Source organism: Bradyrhizobium sp. BR 10289, from assembly GCF_019455385.1.
Lineage (GTDB): Bacteria > Pseudomonadota > Alphaproteobacteria > Rhizobiales > Xanthobacteraceae > Bradyrhizobium.
This window is the reverse complement of the sequence record NZ_JACOFR010000010.1, coordinates 150022-168278: the sequence shown is the minus strand read 5'-3', so window position 1 is coordinate 168278 and position 18257 is coordinate 150022. Positions and strand designations below refer to the sequence as shown.

Here is an 18257-nt window from a genome sequence, read left to right as displayed (position 1 = left end):
AGCGTGCCGCGTTAGCCTGTCCCTGTCCAGACCCAATTGAGAGCCAACCCATGATCCCGCTTGAGACGCACCTGCAAATCGGATCGTTGCTGTTCGACGGCCTCGACCAGATCGACCTGACCGGCCCGTTCGAGGTGCTGTCGCGCATTCCGAACGCGACCTATCGTGTTTATGCCATGACGACCGACCCGGTACGTGACGTCAAAGGCCTGCGGTTGACGCCGGATGCGACGCTGGCCGATGCTCCCCAGCTCGACGTGCTGCATGTGCCCGGCGGCTTCGGCCAGGAAGCCATGATGGAGAACCAGGACGTTCTGGCCTGGATCGCGCGGCAGGCCGGCGGCGCGCGCAACGTATTCTCGGTCTGCACCGGTGCCCTGCTGCTCGGCGCAGCGGGACTGCTCAGGGGACGACGAGCGACCACGCATTGGGCCTCGTTCCACCTGCTGCCGCTGTTCGGCGCCGTCGCCGTCAATGACCGGGTCGTGGTCGACGGCAACTGGATCTTCGCGGCCGGTGTCACCGCCGGCATCGACGGAGCCCTGCGGCTCGCGGCCGAGCTGCGCGGGGACGACGCCGCGCGCGCGATCCAGCTCTACATGCAGTACGCGCCGGAACCGCCGTTCGACAGCGGCACACCGGAGCGCGCCCCCGGCGCGATCCTGGACCAGGCCAGACGTGCAGTCGCCGACATCACCGCGCAACGGGAAGCGACCGCGCGGCGCGTAGCCGCTCGGCTCGGCATCGCCTCGGTCGATGCCTGACGGAGGAGATCGATGAGCACGACGACTTTCACCAAGACCGCACCGCCGCAATGGCTCCTCGCGATGTGGAGGGAGATCGACGACAAGACATTCGGCAAGGGCTTTGATTGTTTCACCGAGGACGCGATCTGCAATCTTGGCGTCGCCGACTGGCACGGCCGTGAGACCATCCGCAACAATCTGCGACAGTTCATCGACCGCGGCTTCACCGCATTGCACGACGTCATCGAGTATTGGGACAGCCCGCGGCTCAAGATCTTTCGCGGCGAGGTCTCGATGCGTTTCGACGACCCCAACATTGCGCCGGTGCGGCCGACGATGGTCCACTTCTTCTACATGGACGAAAGGGACCCGACCAAGGTGAAGCACTGGATCGGCGCCGTGGGCCCGACCGGTTTCTAGCCTTCTCCGCCCGATGATGCCGGAACCGGCGAACCTCTCCCATCAGGCAGACCCGCTCATCTTCAGATGGAGCCGGCCTTGCCTGACTGAAGGTCACACGTCGAAGAACACCGTCTCGTCCGGACCCTGCAGATTGATCGTGAAGGAATACACGACCTTGCCGGCGCGCTCGCCGCGCGTGGCGATCAGCGTCTTGCGGCGGGACGGCTGCTCGATCAGGTTCAGCACGGGATCGGCCGCGTTGGCCGTCTCCTCGTCCGAGAAATAAAGCCGCGTGTTCAATCCGATGTTGATGCCGCGCGCGACGATCCAGACATTGACATGCGGCGCGCATGTGCGCCCCGTCTTGTCGGTGATCGCACCCGGCTTGATGGTCTCGAACGTCACGAGGCCGCTGTCGAAATCCGAGCCCGCCCGACCCCAGCCGCGAAACTCCTGATCCAGCCCGCCGGCCGAGCGATCGGCCGGATGGTTGTAGCGGCCACTCGCATTGGCCTGCCAGATTTCCAGCAGCACGTCGCGCAGCGGCGTTCCGGTGCCGTCGAGTACCTTGCCTTCCAGCGTGATGCGCTCGCCTTGCGTGTTCGGCGTCACCAGCATGTTGGAAAAGTTCTTCTCGAAAATGTCGAAGCCGGCCATGGCCGGGATCAGGCCGATATGGACGTAGGGGCCGGCGGTCTGGGAGGCGGTTTCCTTGAGATAGTTGAGCGGCTGCGGCATGATTTAGTTTCCTGAGCTCAGTTCCCTTCCGGGCGGTTCTCGAAATAGGTGGAGCGCTGGCCGCGCAGGACGATGTCGAAGCGATAGGCGAGCGAGTCGAACGGAGTCGAGGCGTTGAGGTCGAGCGGCGCGACGAGACGGTCGAGCGCCGCCTTGTCCGGGATCGTCGTCAGGATCGGACAGATCGGGATCAGCGGATCACCCTCGAAATACATCTGCGTGATCAGGCGCTGCGCAAAGCCGGAGCCGAACACCGAGAAGTGGATGTGGGCGGGACGCCAGCTGTTGACGAAATTGCGCCAAGGATAGGGGCCCGGCTTCACAGTACGGAAATAGTAATAGCCGGCGTCGTCCGTCAGCGCGCGGCCGCAGCCGCCGAAATTCGGATCGATCGGGGCGAGATAAGTGTCCTTCTTGTGCCGGTAGCGGCCTCCAGCATTGGCCTGCCAGAACTCGACCAGCGTGTTCGGCACGCCGCGGCCGGTCTCGTCCAGAACGCGGCCATGGACGATGATGCGCTCGCCGACGGGATCGCCGTCCTTGGCGTAGTTGCGGATCAGATCGTTGTCGAGCGGTCCGAGATCGTTGTGACCGAACACCGGTCCCGTGATCTCCGAGATCGAGCTCTCGATCGAGAGCAGTGCCTGGCGCGGCGAGCGCAGCACCGAGGATTTGTAGCCGGGCGCATAGGCCGGCGGATGGATGGTGCGGTCGCGCTGGAAGAGGCCGCCGTCGCCCGGCGTGAACGGCTCGGGGCGGTTGAGGCGGGGATCCCTTAGGGCTGGCGCCTGGGCATTCATCGGCGTTGTCTCTCCCTGTGGCGCCCCGGGACCGGGTGCGCGGCTTATCGGAAGATCATGAGCCGGCCTATTCCACAGATAAATAGATCGATTATAATATATTTCATGAAAGAAATCGATCATTTGGCGCTCGACGGCCACGCCCTCGAACTGTTCCTGGCCGTGCTGGAGGAAGGCTCGGTGACGGCCGCGGCGGTGCGGCTCGGCCTGACGCAATCGGCGGTTAGCCACGGCCTCAACAAGCTGCGGCGCATCGCCGGCGATCCGCTGTTCGCCAAATCCGGCCGCGGCATCGTCGCCACCGCGCATGCGCAGGCATTGGCCGCCAAGGCACGCGCGCTGATCGACGAGATGCGGAGCTTTGCCGGCGGTGTCACCTTCGAGCCTGCGCGCGCGCAACTTTCGCTGACGATCGCCGCCAATGACTTCCAGCGCGATCTGCTGCTGCCGCGCTTCTTCAATCATATCGCCGGGCACGTGAAGAGCCTGAACCTGCGCGTGATCCCCTCGCAGTCACCCTCGCCTGCGATGCTGCGCGAGAACCGTTGCGACCTCCTGATCACGCCGCTGCCGCCGTCCGGTGTCGACATCGTGCAGAAGCGGCTGCTGAGCGATCATTACGTCTGCTATTTCGATCCCAAAGCTCGCGCAGCACCAGCCGGCCGTGCCGCCTATCTCGCGGCTCGGCACATCACCGTCGTCTATACCGACAATGAGCGGCTCGATTTCGACCGGAGGCTCGCGGCGAACGGCCTTCATCGCGACATCGCGATCTCGGTGCCGAGTTTCTCCGGTGTGCCGTCGTTCCTGCGCGGCTCGCAGATGCTGGCAAGCATGCCCAGCCTGCTTGCCTCGGGCGTGATGCGCGGTTTTGCGCAAGGGCCGATACCGCTGGCCTCGCGCACCCGCACGCTGGCGGAACTGCCGATGTTCATGGTCTGGCATCAGCGCTATCAGAAGGACCCGGCCCATCGCTGGATCAGGAACCAGCTCGAGATCGTCGCGACGACGGCAGCGGGCGGCTGAGCATCGACTGCGTCCGATTGGCCACACCAGCGTCCCGAAATGCCTCACTGAGCACAGCGACCGGCCGAATTCAATCGAACGGTTGAAGCGAGGTCCGCGATTCCACGCCACGGTCCCGCCACTGGTGCGGCGAGGTGAATGCAATGAAAAAGACTTTGGCGGTCGTGTTGGGCGCAGCTGCGGCATTGACGGCGGCAAGCGCCTCTGGCGGAGAGCTCGAAGAGGTCAATGCCCGTCTCGAATTGCTGGAGCGGCAGAATGCGGCGATCCGCAAGGAAAACGCCGCCTTGCGCGAGAATCAGCGCCTGATCGAAGCGAACGCGCGGCTGAAATTGCAAAGCAGGCGCGCAGCGGTCGACGGAGCCAGGACCTCGACCCGATCGCACCAGGAAAACAGCGCATTCCTCGCCGTGTCGGCGGTTTCGCGGCAAAACGGGAATCCTTTGCAGTCCTATGCAGCCGACTTCCCGGTCAAGGCCTTGCCGCCGACGGGACCGGCCCTGTTCAGGGCCTGGGTCGAGGGCGGCGCTATCTTCAGTGGCGGCGATCCGATCTCCAGCTTTTACGGTCGCCCCGGTCAGTTCGACCTGACACCCAAGGTCGGCTGGGAATCGGCCGTCGGCTTCGACTATCGTTTCGCAGGTTCTCCCTGGCACGTCAGCGGCCAGTTCCGCTACGGCGAGGGAGGCAAAGCAACCGGCATCGACTCGACATCGCTAACGGGCGCCTTCGGGGGCGGCAGCGCGACAAGCACGGAGACCTGGGCGGCTGCTTACAAGGAGACACACTGGCTCGCCGATCTCGCGGTCGGACACGAGATTGCCGGCAGCGGGCCAAGTGCGCTTCAGCTCAAGGGTGGTGTCCGCGTTGCCGAATTCGTGACCCGGAGTTCGAACTCGGACGTTCAGGTCTTCTCGGCCTCCGGCGTCGCGCCGATCGTCGTCCCCGGATTTCCGGCGGCCACGGCCTTCTCCTCCACTTTCTCGACAGCGAACGAGACGCGCGCCAGCTTCCTGGGCGCCGGTCCTCTCATTGGCATCGAAGGATCAGTCCCTTTTGCCGGCAAATGGTCATTCGACTATGCTGGCGACGCCGCCATTCTGTTTGGCCGGCAGCTATCGACAGGCAGCTCGAGGACCACGGCTACGATCACGCCATCCTATCTCGCAGCTCTCTTCCCAACTCTTGACACTCTCAACACGGACAGCAGCCGGCAGTATGCCGGCGTGCTGAGCGCCGACATCCAGGTCGGCCTGTCCTATTGGCTGACGCAGAACCTGAAGCTCGGCGCCAGCTACCGGCTCGATGCGCTCATCAACGTGTTCAACGAGACCGGCACGTCCAACGCCGGCTTTACGCCCGACCGCTATACGCACGGCCCGCGCGTCACGCTCACCGGGCAGTTCGACGCGATGTAGAGGCCACCAGGGATCGCGACGCCTCACCCACACGCAGAGTAGTCACCAACGAAAGCCTCGACACGTCCGCCGCGGAATGCCTTGATTTGCAAGACCATTGGAACGCCAGACCGCGCGTTCGGAGAAGTCTTGTGAAGCCAAGCGTTTGCCTTCTGACCGCCTACGACTCAGTCCAGCAGCCGCTTGCAACTTTCACCGTTCCGCGCATGCAAAGCTTCGCCGAAGCGCATGGATATGAACACAGGTTCACGCACGGCGATCACTGGAAACGCCCCCGCGGATGGTTGAAGATCGAAGTGATCCGCGCTGCGCTCGAAGACGATTTCGACTTCGTGCTGTGGATGGACGTCGATGCCGTCATGCTTCGCAACGACGTCGATATCAGGACGGCCATGGTGGACGGCGCTCACCTGCACATGGCCTGGCATGGTCCAGAGACATCCGAGATCATGGCCGCCGATTTCGTCCCGCATTTCAACTCGGGCGTCATGCTGGTCCGTGTGAACGACTGGTCGCGCGCGTTCTTCAAGCAGATCTGGGAGACCGGCCAGTTGCGGCATCCCTGGTTCGACCAGGCGACCATTCTCCACGTGCTCGGCTATGATGGCTGCCTGGGACTCGGACCGGATCGTCCGGATGAGCCGAACCGATCGCGCCTCGCGCGTCTCGACACGGCCTGGAATTCAATTCCCGGCCTTGCGACGGCTCCGGACCCGATCGTCCACCACTACGCCGGGATCAGCAATCCAGCGACGCGCCTCAAGATGATCGAGGTCGATGCGATGACTGCGCCGCTCCGCGAGCAGATGAGCCCGCAGCTGCGCCAAGCGTTTGCCCGCCAGTTCAGCCTGTGGCGCGAGGACGCCGCCATGCGCGACTGGGTCACAGGAGAACGGGATTCCGCGCTGGCTGAACTCCAGGCGCTCGCGGCCGAACGGCAAGGATATTTGGCCGAACGGCACGGATATCTCGCCGAGCGCGCCGGATATCTAGCTGAGCGGGACAGATATCTGGCCGAGCGGGACGACGCACGAGCACAACTGGCGGCGGTCCGGAGCTCGACGTCCTGGCGGCTGACCGCGCCCTTGCGCTGGAGCAAACGCCTCTTTCAGAGCCGCTGACAGGGCCGCGCACAGTGCCTGCCCGGTGGCAGCCGGTGCCCGGCCCCTTGCCAAACCCACTGGTTGCGCGCGGGCGACCACGCTAGAATTCGGCCATGACAGTGACTGACATTGCGAGCCGGACCTACAATCACAGCTGGCGGCTGGATCCCATCATCCGCAGCCTGCTGGATACCGACTTCTACAAGCTATTGATGTTACAAATGATTCGGGAGGACTATCCTGGTCACCAGGTAACCTTCTCGGTCATCAACCGCTCGCGCCATGTGCGGCTCGCAGAGATCATCGACGAGGGCGAGCTGCGCGCCCAGCTCGACCATGCCCGCACCATCCGCTTCAGCAAGAAAGAGCTGATCTGGCTGGCCGGCAACACCTTCTACGGCAAGACTCATATGTTCTCGGCGGACTTCATCCGCTGGCTAGCCGAATTCCGCCTGCCCGAATACGAGCTGCGCAAGGTCGAGGGCCAGTATGAGCTGCACTTCCACGGGCCGTGGACGCACACCACGATGTGGGAGATTCCCGCGCTCGCGATCCTCAACGAGCTGCGCTCGCGCGCGGCGATGAAGGGCCGCGGCCGCTTCGAGCTCGACGTGCTCTATGCCCGCGCCAAGGCCAAGCTGTGGACCAAGGTCGAGCGGCTGCGCAAGCTGGAGAATTTGCGGCTGTCCGATTTCGGCACCCGCCGCCGCCATGGCTTCCTGTGGCAGCGCTGGTGCGTCGAAGCCGTGAAGGAAGGCCTGGGCTCCTCCTTCATCGGCACCTCCAACGTGCTGCTCGCGATGGACAACGACCTCGAAGCCATCGGTACCAATGCGCATGAGCTGCCGATGGTCGCAGCCGCGCTCGCCAAAGACGACGAGGAATTGCGCTGGGCTCCCTATCGCATTCTCGACCAGTGGCGCCAGACCTATGGCGGCAACCTCCTGATCGCGCTGCCCGACGCCTTCGGCACCAAGGCTTTCCTGCGCGATGCGCCGGAATGGGTCGCCGACTGGACCGGCTTCCGCCCGGACAGCGCGCCGCCGATCCAGGCCGGCGAGGAGATCATCGCCTGGTGGGAGAAGAAGGGCCGCAATCCGAGGGACAAGCTGCTGGTGTTCTCCGACGCGATGGACGTCGCCTCGATCGAGGAGACCTATCACCACTTCTCAGGGCGCGTGCGGCTTTCCTTCGGCTGGGGCACCAACCTCACCAACGACTTCGTCGGCTGCACGCCGGACGGCTCGGTCAACCTCGATCCGATCTCGCTGGTCTGCAAGGTGTCGTCGGCCGACGGCCATCCTGCCGTCAAGCTCTCCGACAATCCGGAGAAGGCGACCGGCCTTCCCTCGGAGATCGAGCGTTACCTGCGCGTGTTCGGCGACGCCGGCCGCGTACGCAAGCCGGTGCTGGTCTAGAGCTCGACCGGATTACAGTCACGCCGTCATTGCGAGCCAACGGGGCCGCGCTTCGCGCGGCCCCGTTGGCTCGCAATGACGGGGGCAATTCCGGTTATCAGGCATTTGCGACAATCTGCGCGGATCCATTTCACAACGCCTTCACCTTGCAACGCAGTTCGGCACGTCTTTCAGGTCGGATTAAGCAACCTTGTCCTCTACTTTGCGTTGCAGGTGCAACGCTCCGCTGGGGTCGTTGATCGATTTGGGGAACGCAGGGTGTTTCGCAGAACAGCGTCATCGATGAAGGGGCACAGCTTCCTTCACGTCGTCAAGCTCGTCTCGCCGTTCGTGATGGTCGTCGTGCTCCAGGCCGCAATCGCGGGATTCAGCCTCGAAGTGATGTCATCGGTCCGCGCCTATGTCGCGGGCGAGGCGCTCTGGTCGCGCTCGCAGAAGAACGCGGTCTATTTCCTCAATCTCTATCTGCATTCGGGCGACAAGAACCAGTTCGCGCGGTACCAGGCCTCGCTCGCCGTTCCCATCGGCGACGAGTACGCGCGGTGGGCGCTCGAGCGCGATCCCATCGGCGTCGAGGACGCCCGCACAGGACTCCTGCAAGGCGGCAACCATCCCGACGACGTTCCGGGGTTGATCTGGCTGTTTCGCTATTTCAATCGCGTCAGCTTCCTCCAGGACGCGATCCGGGAGTGGGCGGCCACCGATCCGATGCTGCTGGAGCTGAGCATCTTCGGCGAGGTGATCCGGTCCGAGCTGGAGAAGGGCCCCAGTCAGGATGCTGCACGCCTGCAATTCCTGTCGTCGCGGCTCTCCGAGCTCAACGCCGAGTTCACGGTGCATGCCAACCGCTTCTCCACGGTCCTCGGCGAGGGCTCCCGCGCCATCAAGCTGACGCTGACCTGCATCAACATCGCCACCGCCGCAACGCTGATCCTGCTCCTGATCTGGCACACCCGGCGATTGGTGCTGCAAAGACAGGCGTTCGAAGCTGCCTTGCATGACGAGAAGGAGCGTCTCGCCTGGCAGGCATCGCACGACTGGCTGACCGGCCTTGCCAACCGCCGCGCCTTCGAGGCGCGGCTGCAAAGCGAGCTGGACAATATCGCGGCGGGCTCGCTTGCCCTGATCCTGCTCGACCTCGACCAGTTCAAGACCGTCAACGACAGCTGCGGCCATCTCGCCGGCGACCGCCTGCTCTGCCAGATTTCCAGCCTGCTGCAGCAGGACCGGCGAGCGCGCGATCTGGTGGCCCGGCTCGGCGGCGACGAGTTCGGCCTGATCCTGCCGGAGTGCTCGCCGGCGCACGCCGTCGATATCGCCGAGCGGCTGCGACGATCGCTGGAGCTGTTCAGCTTTGCCTGGGACGATCGCGTCTTCGCGGTCACCGCCAGCATCGGCGTCACCTGCATCGCCGACCGCAACACCACGCTCGAGGATGCGATGCGGCGCGCGGACGCTGCCTGCTATCGCGCCAAGGACAAGGGTCGCAACCGGGTTCAGGTCGACAGTGTGCCGCCGGACGTCGTGCTCGTTGCAAGACCGCGCGAAGCCGCGCGCGCATGACGCTGCCTGTCACTGCAGCGGCAGAATTCCAAGACCGGCGAGATGCGCATCGAGGAATTGTTCTACCTGCTGGCGCAGCATCTGCGGCGGCACCGCGACCATGCGCTCCTCGAGGCCGAGCGAGATGATGCCGTGCACCGCCGAAAACAGCGTGCGCGACAACAGCGCGATCTTCACGTCATCCGCATCCGGCAGCAGCCGCACCAGCGGCGGGTGCATCAGCGCGAAGGCGCCCATCACCATCTGAAGGATGTCGTCGGGATAAGGACGGTCGTCCTCCATCCGGTGCTCGAACAGCGAGCGCAGCAGATTGGCGTGCTCGGCAAAGAAGTCGAGATAGGTCGCGGCCAGCCCGTAGAGCTGGCGGACGGGATCCTCGCCCGGAACGCTCTCAAGCCGCACCGTCAGGGCGCGAACGGTCTCCCGGTTGACGGTCAGGATCACCCCGTCGAAATCGCCGAACTCATTATAGACGCTGCCGACGGAGCAGCCGACGGCCTCCGCGACGTCCCGAACCTTCAATGATCTCAAGCCCTTGGAGGCGATAATGCCGCGGGCGACCTCGAGGATCTGGAGCCGCCTCCGAAATTTTTTCTGGTCTCGCAGTGATTCTTCTTGAACATTGTTCATTTCATAACTACTCATGTGAACATTGTTCAAATTTAGCCCGGAGACCTCCAAAATGCAAACCCTCGCTGTTGATATCGCCACCACCTTCGTCGACGACGCCACCGCGCTGGTGAGCGGCCTTGGCCGCACCCTGCTGAGGTTCGCCATGGCCCCGGTCGACCGCATCGCCAATGCCTGCGACATTGCCGGCGTGCTCAGTGAGCGCCGCGCGACCTTCCGGATGTGGCGGGCGAACCGCAGCCGCGCCCGACGCGCAGGCCGCCGCTTCAGCCTGCTCGGCCGCCTCTCGCCGTTTCGCCACCTCGCCCATCTCACCTGAGGCAAGTCACTTGAGGCAAGTCACTTGAGGCATACGCAGCCGGCGCGGTCCTGTCGGCTCGAATGCACCATCCGGTTGCAAGGAAGGGCTTACCATGTCCCGACATTGGCAGCCGATCCGGAAATCCTTGGCGATGCGGTTCAGCTTTTCCTCATCGCCCCACGCGATATCCCTGATGGCCGCGACGTTTCCGCCCGAACTTCGGTCGCGACCGGAAATTTGCGAACCTAACCAGACCACTTGGAGACCAATGGGATCAGAGGGACCGAGGGGACAGAGCAGACGGCGAGCGTCGTCATCCTGCAATCGTTGATCCCGCATCCTTCCGGTCGTGACGTTTCACCGACTGTGTAACTACCTCATTCTGCCTTTCAAAACAGGACTGGTCATGATCAGGGAATTGATGTCGTCACGCCGCTTCGCGCCGCTGTTTGGGGCGCAGTTCTTTTCGGCGCTCAATGACAATTTGCTCAAGAACGCACTCGTCATCATCCTGCTTTACAGCGCCGCAACCGGCCACGGCGATGCGCTGGTGACGGTGGCGGGCGCCGTCTTCATCTTCCCCTATTTCATCCTGTCCGGGCTCGGCGGCCAGCTCGCCGACAAATATGTCAAATCCGTCGTCGCACGGCGATTGAAGTTCGCCGAGATTTTTGCCGCGGCCTTTGCCGCCGCCGGCTTCTTCATGCATTCGGTGCCGCTGCTGTTCATGGCGCTCGCGCTGTTCGGCATCGTCGCCGCCCTGTTCGGCCCGGTGAAATATGCGATGCTGCCGGATCAGCTCGAGCTCGGCGAGCTCGCCACCGGCAACGCGCTGGTCGAAGGCGCGACCTTCATGGCCATCCTGCTCGGCACCGTCGCCGGCGGCCAGTTCGTGGCCAGCTCGGCGCACATGGGCTGGGTCGCATCGGCCGTGGTCGTGCTCGCGCTCCTGTCCTGGGCCTTTGCCTCCCGCATTCCGCAGACGACGCCGTCCGCGCCTGATCTGCCCATCGATGCCAATCCCTGGACCTCGACGGTGAACCTGCTCAAGACCCTCCACGCCGATCACCGGCTGTGGGACGGCACCGTGATCGTGTCCTGGTTCTGGCTGGTCGGCGCCATCGTGCTGTCGCTGCTGCCGGCGCTGGTCAAGGACGTCGTCGGTGGCTCCGAGGGCGTGGTGACACTGTGCCTTGCGATCTTCGCGATCGGCATCGCCATCGGCTCTCTGTTCGCAGCCAGCCTCAGCCACGTTCGCCCGAACCTCGCGCTGGTACCGATCGGCGCCATCATCATGGGTTGTTCCGGCCTCGACCTCGCCTGGGCCATCGCTGTCACCAGCAAGGGCCAGGACATCACGGCAGCCGGCTTTGCGACCTCGTTCGCCGGCCTGCGCATGCTGGCCGACTTCGTCGCCTTCGCATTCGGCGGCGGCCTGTTCGTCGTTCCCTCCTTCGCCGCCGTCCAGGCCTGGTCGGCGCCGAACGAGCGCGCCCGCATCATCGCCGCCGGCAACGTGCTGCAGGCCGCCTTCATGGTGGTCGGCTCGCTGTTCGTCGCGCTGCTCCAGGCTGGCGGATTGCATGTCGGCTGGATCTTCTTCGGCCTTGGCGTCGCCAGCTTCGGCGCGGTGTGGTTCGTCCTGACTAAATGGGGCAAGGAAGGCGTGCGCGATTTCGGCGGCCTGTTGTTCCGCGCGCTGTTCCGCACTGAGGTTCGCGGCCTCGAGAACCTGCCTCCAGCAGGCACGCGCATGCTGATCGCGCCCAATCATGTCAGCCTGATCGATGGCCCGCTGCTGCACGCCGTGCTGCCGATCGACGCGAGCTTCGCGGTCGACACCGGCATCTCCAAGGCTTGGTGGGCCAAACCGTTCCTGCGCGTGGTCAAGCACTACACCATGGACCCGACCAAGCCGCTGGCCGCGCGTGACCTGATCAAGCTGGTCGCTGCCGGCGAGCCGGTGGTGATTTTTCCCGAGGGGCGCATCACCGTTTCGGGCTCGCTGATGAAGGTCTATGACGGCACCGCGATGATCGCGGACAAGGCCGACGCCGTCGTCGTGCCCGTTCGCATCGAAGGTGCGCAGCGCTCGCATCTCAGCTATCTCAACTCCAGCCAGATCAAGCGCTCGTGGTTCCCCAGAGTGACGGTCACGATCCTGCCGCCGGTCAAGCTGCCCGTCGATCCGGCGCTGAAGGGCAAGGCGCGCCGCAACGCTGCGGGCGCTGCGCTCCAGGACGTGATGATCGACGCGCTGGTCAAGAACGCCATGCTCGATCACTCCCTGTTCGAGGCCCTCGGACACGCCTATCGCGATCGCGACACCGGCAAGGTCATCATCGAAGACGCGCTCGGCACCAAGCTGACCTATCGCAAGCTGATCCTCGGCGCGCAGGTCCTGAGCCGCAAGCTCGAGACCGGCACCGCAATCGGCGAGAATGTCGGCGTGCTGCTGCCGAATTCCGCAGGCGTCGCCGTCGTCTTCATGGGGCTGCAAAGCATCGGCCGGGTCCCGGCCATGCTCAACTTCTCGGCCGGCCCGGTCAACGTCCTCGCCGCCATGAAGGCCGCGCAGGTCAAGACCGTGCTGACCTCGAAGGCCTTCATCGAGAAGGGCAAGCTCGACAAGCTGATGGCCGCCATCTCCGCGGAGGCGCGTGTCGTCTATCTTGAGGACGTCCGTGCTTCGATCGGCACCGCCGACAAGATCAAGGGCTTGCTCGACGGCACCGCACCGCGCGTCGCCCGCCAGGCCAACGATCCTGCCGTCGTGCTGTTCACCTCAGGCTCGGAAGGCACGCCCAAGGGCGTCGTATTGTCCCACCGCAACATCCTTGCCAATGCGGCGCAGGCGCTGGCGCGGGTCGATGCCAATGCCAACGACAAGGTCTTCAACGTGCTGCCGGTGTTCCACTCGTTTGGCCTGACCGGCGGAATGATGATGCCGATGCTCGCGGGCATTCCGATCTACATGTATCCCTCGCCGCTGCATTACCGCATCGTGCCCGAGCTGATCTACCAGACCGGCGCCACGATCCTGTTCGGCACCGACACCTTCCTCACCGGCTATGCACGTTCCGCGCATGCCTACGACTTCCGCACGCTGCGCCTCGTGATCGCCGGCGCCGAGGCGGTCAAGGACCGCACGCGGCAAGTGTTCATGGAGCGCTACGGCATCCGCATCCTCGAAGGCTATGGCGTCACCGAGACGGCGCCCGTGCTGGCGATGAACACGCCGATGGCCAACCGCCCCGGCACCGTCGGCCGCCTCTCGCCGCTGATGGAAAGCCGCCTCGATCCGGTCCCCGGCATCGAGGAAGGCGGCCGCCTGTCGGTGCGCGGACCGAACGTAATGCTGGGTTACCTCAGGGCCGAAAATCCCGGCGTGCTCGAAAAGCTTCCCGAGGGCTGGCACGACACCGGCGACATCGTCGCAATCGACGCAGCCGGATTCATCACCATCAAGGGCCGCGCCAAGCGCTTTGCCAAGATCGCGGGCGAAATGGTCTCGCTGTCGGCGGTCGAAGCTATCGCGACGACGCTGTGGCCGCAGGCCGGCTCGGTCGCGGTGTCGATCCCCGACCAGCGCAAGGGCGAGCGCATCGTGCTGCTGACGACGGAAAAGAATGCCGAGCGCGGCGCGATACAGGCCCAGGCCAAGGCGATCGGCGCGTCCGAGCTGACGGTGCCCGCGACCATTATGGTGGTCGACAAGGTGCCGCTGCTCGGCACCGGCAAGACCGACTACGTCACGGCGACGGCGATGGCGCGCGAGCAGGCGTCCGCGCCGGAGCGCGAGGTGGCGTGAGGCCAGGTCCATGCCTGTCGCACCGGCGGATGCGCGGTGCGACGGCGTGGTGCTGCTCCATGGCATCGGCGTCGGTTCCTGGACGCTGAAGAAGCTGGAGCGAACGTTGCAGCGTCGCGGCTACGCCACGCTCAATCTCGACTATGCCAGCCGCAAGAAGCCGCTCGAGGCGCTCGCGGAGGACATCCACGCGCCGATCGCCGCATTTGCGGAGCAGTGCGACGGAAGGACCCACTTCGTCGCACATTCGATGGGCGGGCTGCTCACGCGGGTCTATCTTTCAAGACATCGGCCATCGCGCCTTGGCCGCGTCGTGATGCTGGGAACGCCCAATGGCGGCAGCGAGGTCGCCGATCTCCTAAAGGACCTTTCCGTCTACCGTGCTGTGTTCGGCCCGGCGGGCCTGCAGCTCACGACCGCCCCGGCCCCCGTGCTCGCCGCCCTGCCGCCACCCGATTACGAAGTTGGGATCATCGCAGGATGCCGCACCATCGCGCCGATCGCTTCGGCCTTTGTCCTGCCTCGCCCCAATGACGGCAAGGTTTCGGTCGCGAGCTCGAAGCTTGCCGATATGGCCGATCACGTCGTCGTCAAGACGTCCCACCCGGGACTGCTGCGCCACAGAGTCGCGATCGAGCAGACCATCGCGTTCCTGCACGACGGCCGCTTCCGGACAAGCTGAATCAAGAGCCGCCTTCGCTGCGCCGCTCCTGCGCGTAACGCACCAGCGCCGCGAAGCGATAGATGCCGTGCACGAACTTGCCGTAGGGCATGGTGATGAACAGCGCGAACACCGCGCCGAGATGCAGTGCCAGCAGTGGCCCCATCACGGCGGTCTCGCGCAGGGCCAGCAGCGCCATGCCGGTCAACCCGGTCAGGAACAGCATGGCGATGAAGCCGACATCCATGCCGTAGCGCTGCTCGTCGAGCAGCTCCGGCGCGCGGCGCGTCTTCGCGACGAGCAGCCCGATCGGACCAACGATGAGGCCGATGCCGCCGAGCGTTCCGAGCACCACCGGCAGGTCCCACCACGGATACGGCGCCTCGCGGCCCCAGACGTAGTGATAGAGCGTGGCAACCGACGTCGCAGCAAAGCACAGCAGAAAGCCGTAGAAGGTCAGGTGGTGATACAGCTTGCGCCGGTCGGTGGGCTTGTCGTCCTCGTTGTAGCAGCCGACGCCACCGCCATCGAGATAGCGCAGTTCGCCGGCATCGCGGACTGCCTGAAAGATCGAACCACCGTCGGCCCGGCCACCGATCGCCGGACCGATGTCGCGCCAGAAGGCGCGCACGCTCATGACCAGCGCCAGGACTGCGTAGAGGAACGCGGCGCTGAACAGCGCGGCCATCGCATTGTGCGGCATCAGCCTGTAGAAGGCGCCCGGCCCTGTGTGGACACCGAACAGCACGCTGCGGTCGTTGAGAGCGGCAAAGCCGAGGATGAAGGCCGCCATGCTGAGCGCGGCGATGATGCTGATGACGAGCCCGTTGCGCGCGAAGGCGCCGGACAGCGCCTGTGGCCAGGCATAGGCCGCATAGGACTCGGCGCGCGCGACCGCGAGCGTCTTCGGGACGTTGACGTTGAACTCGTGCGGCGGCGAGAACTGGCAGTCGACGTAACAGGCGCCGCAGGAATGGCAGAGGTTGGCGAGATAGTTGAGGTCGCCGTCGGAAAAAGCGCGCCGCATCTCCATCGCCGGAAACACGGCACACAGCCCCTCGCAGTAGCGACAGGAATTGCAGACCGTCATCAGACGGTCGGCTTCGTCCAGGATTTGGGTTCCGTGCATGGCCCTACTTCGTCAGGTTCTTTCCCTCGAGCCATTTCTGGATCAGGCCAGCGACCTCGAGGTTGTTCTTGTCCATCATCACCATGTGCGAATTGCCCTTGATGCCGGCCTGCGGGAGATCGACGATATCGACGCTGCCGCCAGCGGCCCTGACGGCATCCGCAAAGGCGACGCCGTTGGCGCGAATTTTTGGCCAGCGCGAATCGCGCTCGATATAGTCGCCATAGATGATCAGGGTCGGGATGTTCTTCAGCGCGTCCGCCTTGGCGATATCGCCGATCCCGGCCGGCTCGATCGCAATCAGCGCCTTCACCTTGTCGGGCCGGGCCTGCGCGACCTTGAAGCCAAAGGTGCCAGCCTGGCTGTGGAACAGGATCACCGAGGGGCCGACGCGATCGATCTCGGCGATATAGGCTGCGATGGTGGCATCATCAGTCGTGGTCCAGCGCGGCACGTTCTGCTTGACGAAATTCTCGTAGCCCTCGACGGGAAACTGGTTGCCCGGCAGCAGCTTTCGCTTGGCGGGATCCGGATCGTAGGAGTTCGGCCCATCGCCGATTCGGAAGCGCTCGAACGGATTGGCCGTGGTCAGGAAGACCGGCTCGCCCTTGAAGATGTCGGGATATTGCGCCCAGCCCGCGCGTCCGCGCTCGACCGCATCGGAGTTGTAGACCGCCCATCCCTTGCGCAGGAAATAGTTCAGCCAACCTTCTCGGCCGTCAGGCGTTGTCTCATAGGTGACGCCGGTCAACCCGCCGCCGTGCCACATCAGCAACGGATAGGCGCCCCGCTCAACGGCTGGCAGGAAATATTGCACATACATCTGCTCGACCTGATAGGTGCCGTTGGGATCGACCTTGGCCGGCACGCCACCGGGTGCGAACACCACTTCCCTCACCGGCTTGCCGGAGATCTCGACGAGACGCCCACCGACATGGAACGAGCCTATGTCGCGCAGGGTGATCGGCTCGGCGGCATGGGCGTGGCCGACCATCAGCAGCGCCGTGATCGAAGCGATGGCAATGCGCAACATGAGTCCTCCTGACGTCTTTTCTTGATTCTGGTTCTGGTTCCTAGTTCCTGGCGTGGCGTGCCGCTTCACGTCCCGCGATCCGCCCGAACACGCTGCCGATGGTCATGCCCATGCCGGCCGCATACCCCTTGCCAAGCACGTTGCCGGCCATGATCTCGCCCGCGGCGAACATGTTGGCCGACGGCTTGCCATCCGCCATCAGCATTCGCGCATCCGTGTTCACGCGTGTGCCGAGATAGGTGAAGGTGATGCCTGGGCGCACCGGATAGGCGAGATAGGGCGGCGTCTCGATCTTGCGCGCCCAATGCGTCTTGGGCGGCGTGATGCCCTCGGTCACGCAGTCATCCAGAATGGTATGATCGAAGGTGCCAGGCCGCACCGCAGCGTTGAAATCGGTGATGGTCTTTTCCAGCGCGGCCGGATCGAGTTCAAGCTTGGCGGCGAGCTCAGCCACGGTCTGCCCGGCGATCGGCGGGAACAGCGTCGGCATGAAGCTGGTGACGACGGTCGAGTCGAAGATGATGTAGGCGATCTGGTCGGGTTGCGCGGCGACCAGCCGGCCCCAAATCGCGTAGCGCTTCGGCCAGATGTCCTCGCCTTCGTCGTAGAAGCGCTGCGCGTGCTTGTTAACCACGATGCCGAACACGACGGAGTCATGGCGCGTGATAATGCCACCGTCGAATTTCGGCGCACGGGCATCGATCGCGACCGCGTGGCATTGCGTGGGGTCGCCGACCTCCTGCACGCCCTTGTCGAGCAGCATCTTCAGGATCGAGCCGCGATTATAGGGCGTGCCGCGGATCAGGAAATTGTCGGCGGCCTCGCCCCAATATTGCTTCAGCCATTCGATGTTGGCCTCGAAGCCGCCAGCCGCAGCCACCAGCGAGGTCGCGCGGATCTCGCTCTCGCCGTTGATGGGACGCTTGAGGCGCGCGGCGAGGAACATGCCGTCCGCGATCACGAGGTCGGTGACCTCCGCGTCGTATTCGACGTCAACGCCGAGCTGCTCCGCAGTGAGATACAGCGCGTTCAGCATCGCCCGGCCGCCGCCGAGGAAGAAGGAGTTGGTGCGGCCAAGGCTCAGCGTGCCACCGAGCGAAGGCTGCCAGCGCACGCCCTGCTGCACGATCCAGTTGAGGATGTCCTTGGACTCCCGGATCATGTGACGCGCGAGCACTTCGTCGGTCTGCCCGCCGGTGACGCGCAGCAGATCCTCCCAGAACTCGTCCTCGGTGTAGGGGCCGGTCAGGATTTCGGTCGCCGCGTCATGGGCGCAGCGCATGTTGCGGGTGTGGCGCGTATTGCCGCCGCGATAGAATTTCGGCGCGCCTTCGAGCACCAGGACGGAGGCACCGCCGCGCCGCGCCGAGATCGCCGCGCATAGCGCCGCGTTGCCGCCGCCGATCACCAGCACATCGTATTTGCTGCTCATGCCGTCCGCCCGATGCGACGAAGTTAGAGACATTCTGCCCGACGGC

Annotated in this window: 16 protein-coding genes; 10 read left to right on the top strand and 6 right to left on the bottom strand. The window is 64.6% G+C overall.

What is annotated here, in order from left to right; translation table 11 throughout:
- The first annotated feature begins 50 nt into the window (after positions 1–50).
- Together HYH08_RS18855 and HYH08_RS18850 are read left to right on the top strand one after the other, a co-directional pair.
- Complete coding sequence (locus tag HYH08_RS18855; protein ID WP_220011290.1) at positions 51–764, top strand: DJ-1/PfpI family protein; 714 nt, start codon at positions 51–53, stop codon at positions 762–764.
- 12 nt (positions 765–776) lie between these two features.
- Positions 777–1166: a nuclear transport factor 2 family protein gene (locus HYH08_RS18850; protein ID WP_220011289.1), complete on the top strand. Its 390-nt coding sequence runs from the start codon at positions 777–779 to the stop codon at positions 1164–1166.
- Between the two features lie 93 nt (positions 1167–1259).
- On the opposite strand, the gene pcaG is transcribed toward HYH08_RS18850, so the two are convergent.
- Both pcaG and pcaH read right to left on the bottom strand, forming a co-directional pair.
- Positions 1260–1886: a protocatechuate 3,4-dioxygenase subunit alpha gene (gene pcaG / locus HYH08_RS18845; protein WP_220011288.1), complete on the bottom strand. Its 627-nt coding sequence runs from the start codon at positions 1884–1886 to the stop codon at positions 1260–1262.
- Between the two features lie 17 nt (positions 1887–1903).
- Positions 1904–2686, bottom strand: a complete 783-nt coding sequence (pcaH, locus tag HYH08_RS18840) for a protocatechuate 3,4-dioxygenase subunit beta (RefSeq protein WP_220011287.1) — start codon at positions 2684–2686, stop codon at positions 1904–1906.
- A gap of 57 nt (positions 2687–2743) precedes the next feature.
- Between pcaH and HYH08_RS18835 the strand changes: the two genes are divergently transcribed.
- The 5 genes from HYH08_RS18835 to HYH08_RS18815 all read left to right on the top strand — a co-directional run bounded on the left by HYH08_RS18835 (position 2744) and on the right by HYH08_RS18815 (position 9214).
- Positions 2744–3712 (top strand): LysR family transcriptional regulator, encoded by a 969-nt coding sequence (locus HYH08_RS18835; protein WP_228747921.1) that lies wholly within the window; start codon positions 2744–2746, stop codon positions 3710–3712.
- A 143-nt stretch (positions 3713–3855) separates the two neighbouring features.
- Positions 3856–5130 carry an Lpg1974 family pore-forming outer membrane protein gene (locus HYH08_RS18830; RefSeq protein WP_220011286.1) on the top strand — a complete coding sequence of 425 codons (1275 nt, stop codon included), beginning with the start codon at positions 3856–3858 and terminating at the stop codon, positions 5128–5130.
- Positions 5131–5336: 206 nt separating this feature from the next.
- Positions 5337–6251 (top strand): putative nucleotide-diphospho-sugar transferase, encoded by a 915-nt coding sequence (locus HYH08_RS18825; RefSeq protein ID WP_228747920.1) that lies wholly within the window; start codon positions 5337–5339, stop codon positions 6249–6251.
- A 95-nt stretch (positions 6252–6346) separates the two neighbouring features.
- Positions 6347–7651 (top strand): nicotinate phosphoribosyltransferase, encoded by a 1305-nt coding sequence (gene pncB / locus HYH08_RS18820; RefSeq protein WP_220011284.1) that lies wholly within the window; start codon positions 6347–6349, stop codon positions 7649–7651.
- A 258-nt stretch (positions 7652–7909) separates the two neighbouring features.
- Positions 7910–9214, top strand: a complete 1305-nt coding sequence (locus tag HYH08_RS18815; protein ID WP_220011283.1) for a GGDEF domain-containing protein — start codon at positions 7910–7912, stop codon at positions 9212–9214.
- A 9-nt stretch (positions 9215–9223) separates the two neighbouring features.
- Here the strand turns inward: HYH08_RS18815 and HYH08_RS18810 are convergent, their stop codons facing one another.
- Positions 9224–9844 carry a TetR/AcrR family transcriptional regulator gene (locus tag HYH08_RS18810; protein WP_220011365.1) on the bottom strand — a complete coding sequence of 207 codons (621 nt, stop codon included), beginning with the start codon at positions 9842–9844 and terminating at the stop codon, positions 9224–9226.
- A 52-nt stretch (positions 9845–9896) separates the two neighbouring features.
- Here HYH08_RS18810 and HYH08_RS18805 point away from each other — a divergent pair, with 52 nt between their 5' ends.
- The 3 genes from HYH08_RS18805 (at position 9897) to HYH08_RS18795 (ending at position 14638) form a co-directional block, all read left to right on the top strand.
- Positions 9897–10163 carry a hypothetical protein gene (locus HYH08_RS18805; protein ID WP_220011282.1) on the top strand — a complete coding sequence of 89 codons (267 nt, stop codon included), beginning with the start codon at positions 9897–9899 and terminating at the stop codon, positions 10161–10163.
- Positions 10164–10551: 388 nt separating this feature from the next.
- On the top strand, positions 10552–13956 hold the full coding sequence (locus HYH08_RS18800) for an acyl-[ACP]--phospholipid O-acyltransferase (RefSeq protein ID WP_220011281.1): 3405 nt from the start codon (positions 10552–10554) through the stop codon (positions 13954–13956).
- 10 nt (positions 13957–13966) lie between these two features.
- On the top strand, positions 13967–14638 hold the full coding sequence (locus tag HYH08_RS18795) for an esterase/lipase family protein (protein ID WP_220011280.1): 672 nt from the start codon (positions 13967–13969) through the stop codon (positions 14636–14638).
- Between the two features lies 1 nt (position 14639).
- On the opposite strand, the gene tcuB is transcribed toward HYH08_RS18795, so the two are convergent.
- The 3 genes from tcuB to tcuA are packed head-to-tail and all read right to left on the bottom strand — an operon-like array spanning position 14640 to position 18211.
- Positions 14640–15746, bottom strand: coding sequence for a tricarballylate utilization 4Fe-4S protein TcuB (gene tcuB / locus HYH08_RS18790; protein WP_220011279.1), 1107 nt, complete (start codon positions 15744–15746; stop codon positions 14640–14642).
- Between the two features lie 4 nt (positions 15747–15750).
- Positions 15751–16779, bottom strand: coding sequence for an alpha/beta hydrolase (locus tag HYH08_RS18785; RefSeq protein ID WP_220011278.1), 1029 nt, complete (start codon positions 16777–16779; stop codon positions 15751–15753).
- Between the two features lie 40 nt (positions 16780–16819).
- Positions 16820–18211 carry an FAD-dependent tricarballylate dehydrogenase TcuA gene (gene tcuA, locus HYH08_RS18780; protein WP_220011277.1) on the bottom strand — a complete coding sequence of 464 codons (1392 nt, stop codon included), beginning with the start codon at positions 18209–18211 and terminating at the stop codon, positions 16820–16822.
- Between the last annotated feature and the right edge of the window lie 46 nt (positions 18212–18257).

Coding starts and splice junctions, on each gene's coding strand:
- tcuB (WP_220011279.1), bottom strand. CDS start 15,746: ATGCACGGAACCCAAATCCTGGACGAAGCCGACCGTCTGATGACGGTC.
- HYH08_RS18855 (WP_220011290.1), top strand. CDS start 51: ATGATCCCGCTTGAGACGCACCTGCAAATCGGATCGTTGCTGTTCGAC.
- HYH08_RS18795 (WP_220011280.1), top strand. CDS start 13,967: ATGCCTGTCGCACCGGCGGATGCGCGGTGCGACGGCGTGGTGCTGCTC.
- HYH08_RS18850 (WP_220011289.1), top strand. CDS start 777: ATGAGCACGACGACTTTCACCAAGACCGCACCGCCGCAATGGCTCCTC.
- HYH08_RS18825 (WP_228747920.1), top strand. CDS start 5,337: ATGCAAAGCTTCGCCGAAGCGCATGGATATGAACACAGGTTCACGCAC.
- tcuA (WP_220011277.1), bottom strand. CDS start 18,211: ATGAGCAGCAAATACGATGTGCTGGTGATCGGCGGCGGCAACGCGGCG.
- HYH08_RS18835 (WP_228747921.1), top strand. CDS start 2,744: ATGAGCCGGCCTATTCCACAGATAAATAGATCGATTATAATATATTTC.
- pncB (WP_220011284.1), top strand. CDS start 6,347: ATGACAGTGACTGACATTGCGAGCCGGACCTACAATCACAGCTGGCGG.
- HYH08_RS18830 (WP_220011286.1), top strand. CDS start 3,856: ATGAAAAAGACTTTGGCGGTCGTGTTGGGCGCAGCTGCGGCATTGACG.
- HYH08_RS18810 (WP_220011365.1), bottom strand. CDS start 9,844: ATGAACAATGTTCAAGAAGAATCACTGCGAGACCAGAAAAAATTTCGG.
- pcaG (WP_220011288.1), bottom strand. CDS start 1,886: ATGCCGCAGCCGCTCAACTATCTCAAGGAAACCGCCTCCCAGACCGCC.
- pcaH (WP_220011287.1), bottom strand. CDS start 2,686: ATGAATGCCCAGGCGCCAGCCCTAAGGGATCCCCGCCTCAACCGCCCC.
- HYH08_RS18800 (WP_220011281.1), top strand. CDS start 10,552: ATGATCAGGGAATTGATGTCGTCACGCCGCTTCGCGCCGCTGTTTGGG.
- HYH08_RS18805 (WP_220011282.1), top strand. CDS start 9,897: ATGCAAACCCTCGCTGTTGATATCGCCACCACCTTCGTCGACGACGCC.
- HYH08_RS18785 (WP_220011278.1), bottom strand. CDS start 16,779: ATGTTGCGCATTGCCATCGCTTCGATCACGGCGCTGCTGATGGTCGGC.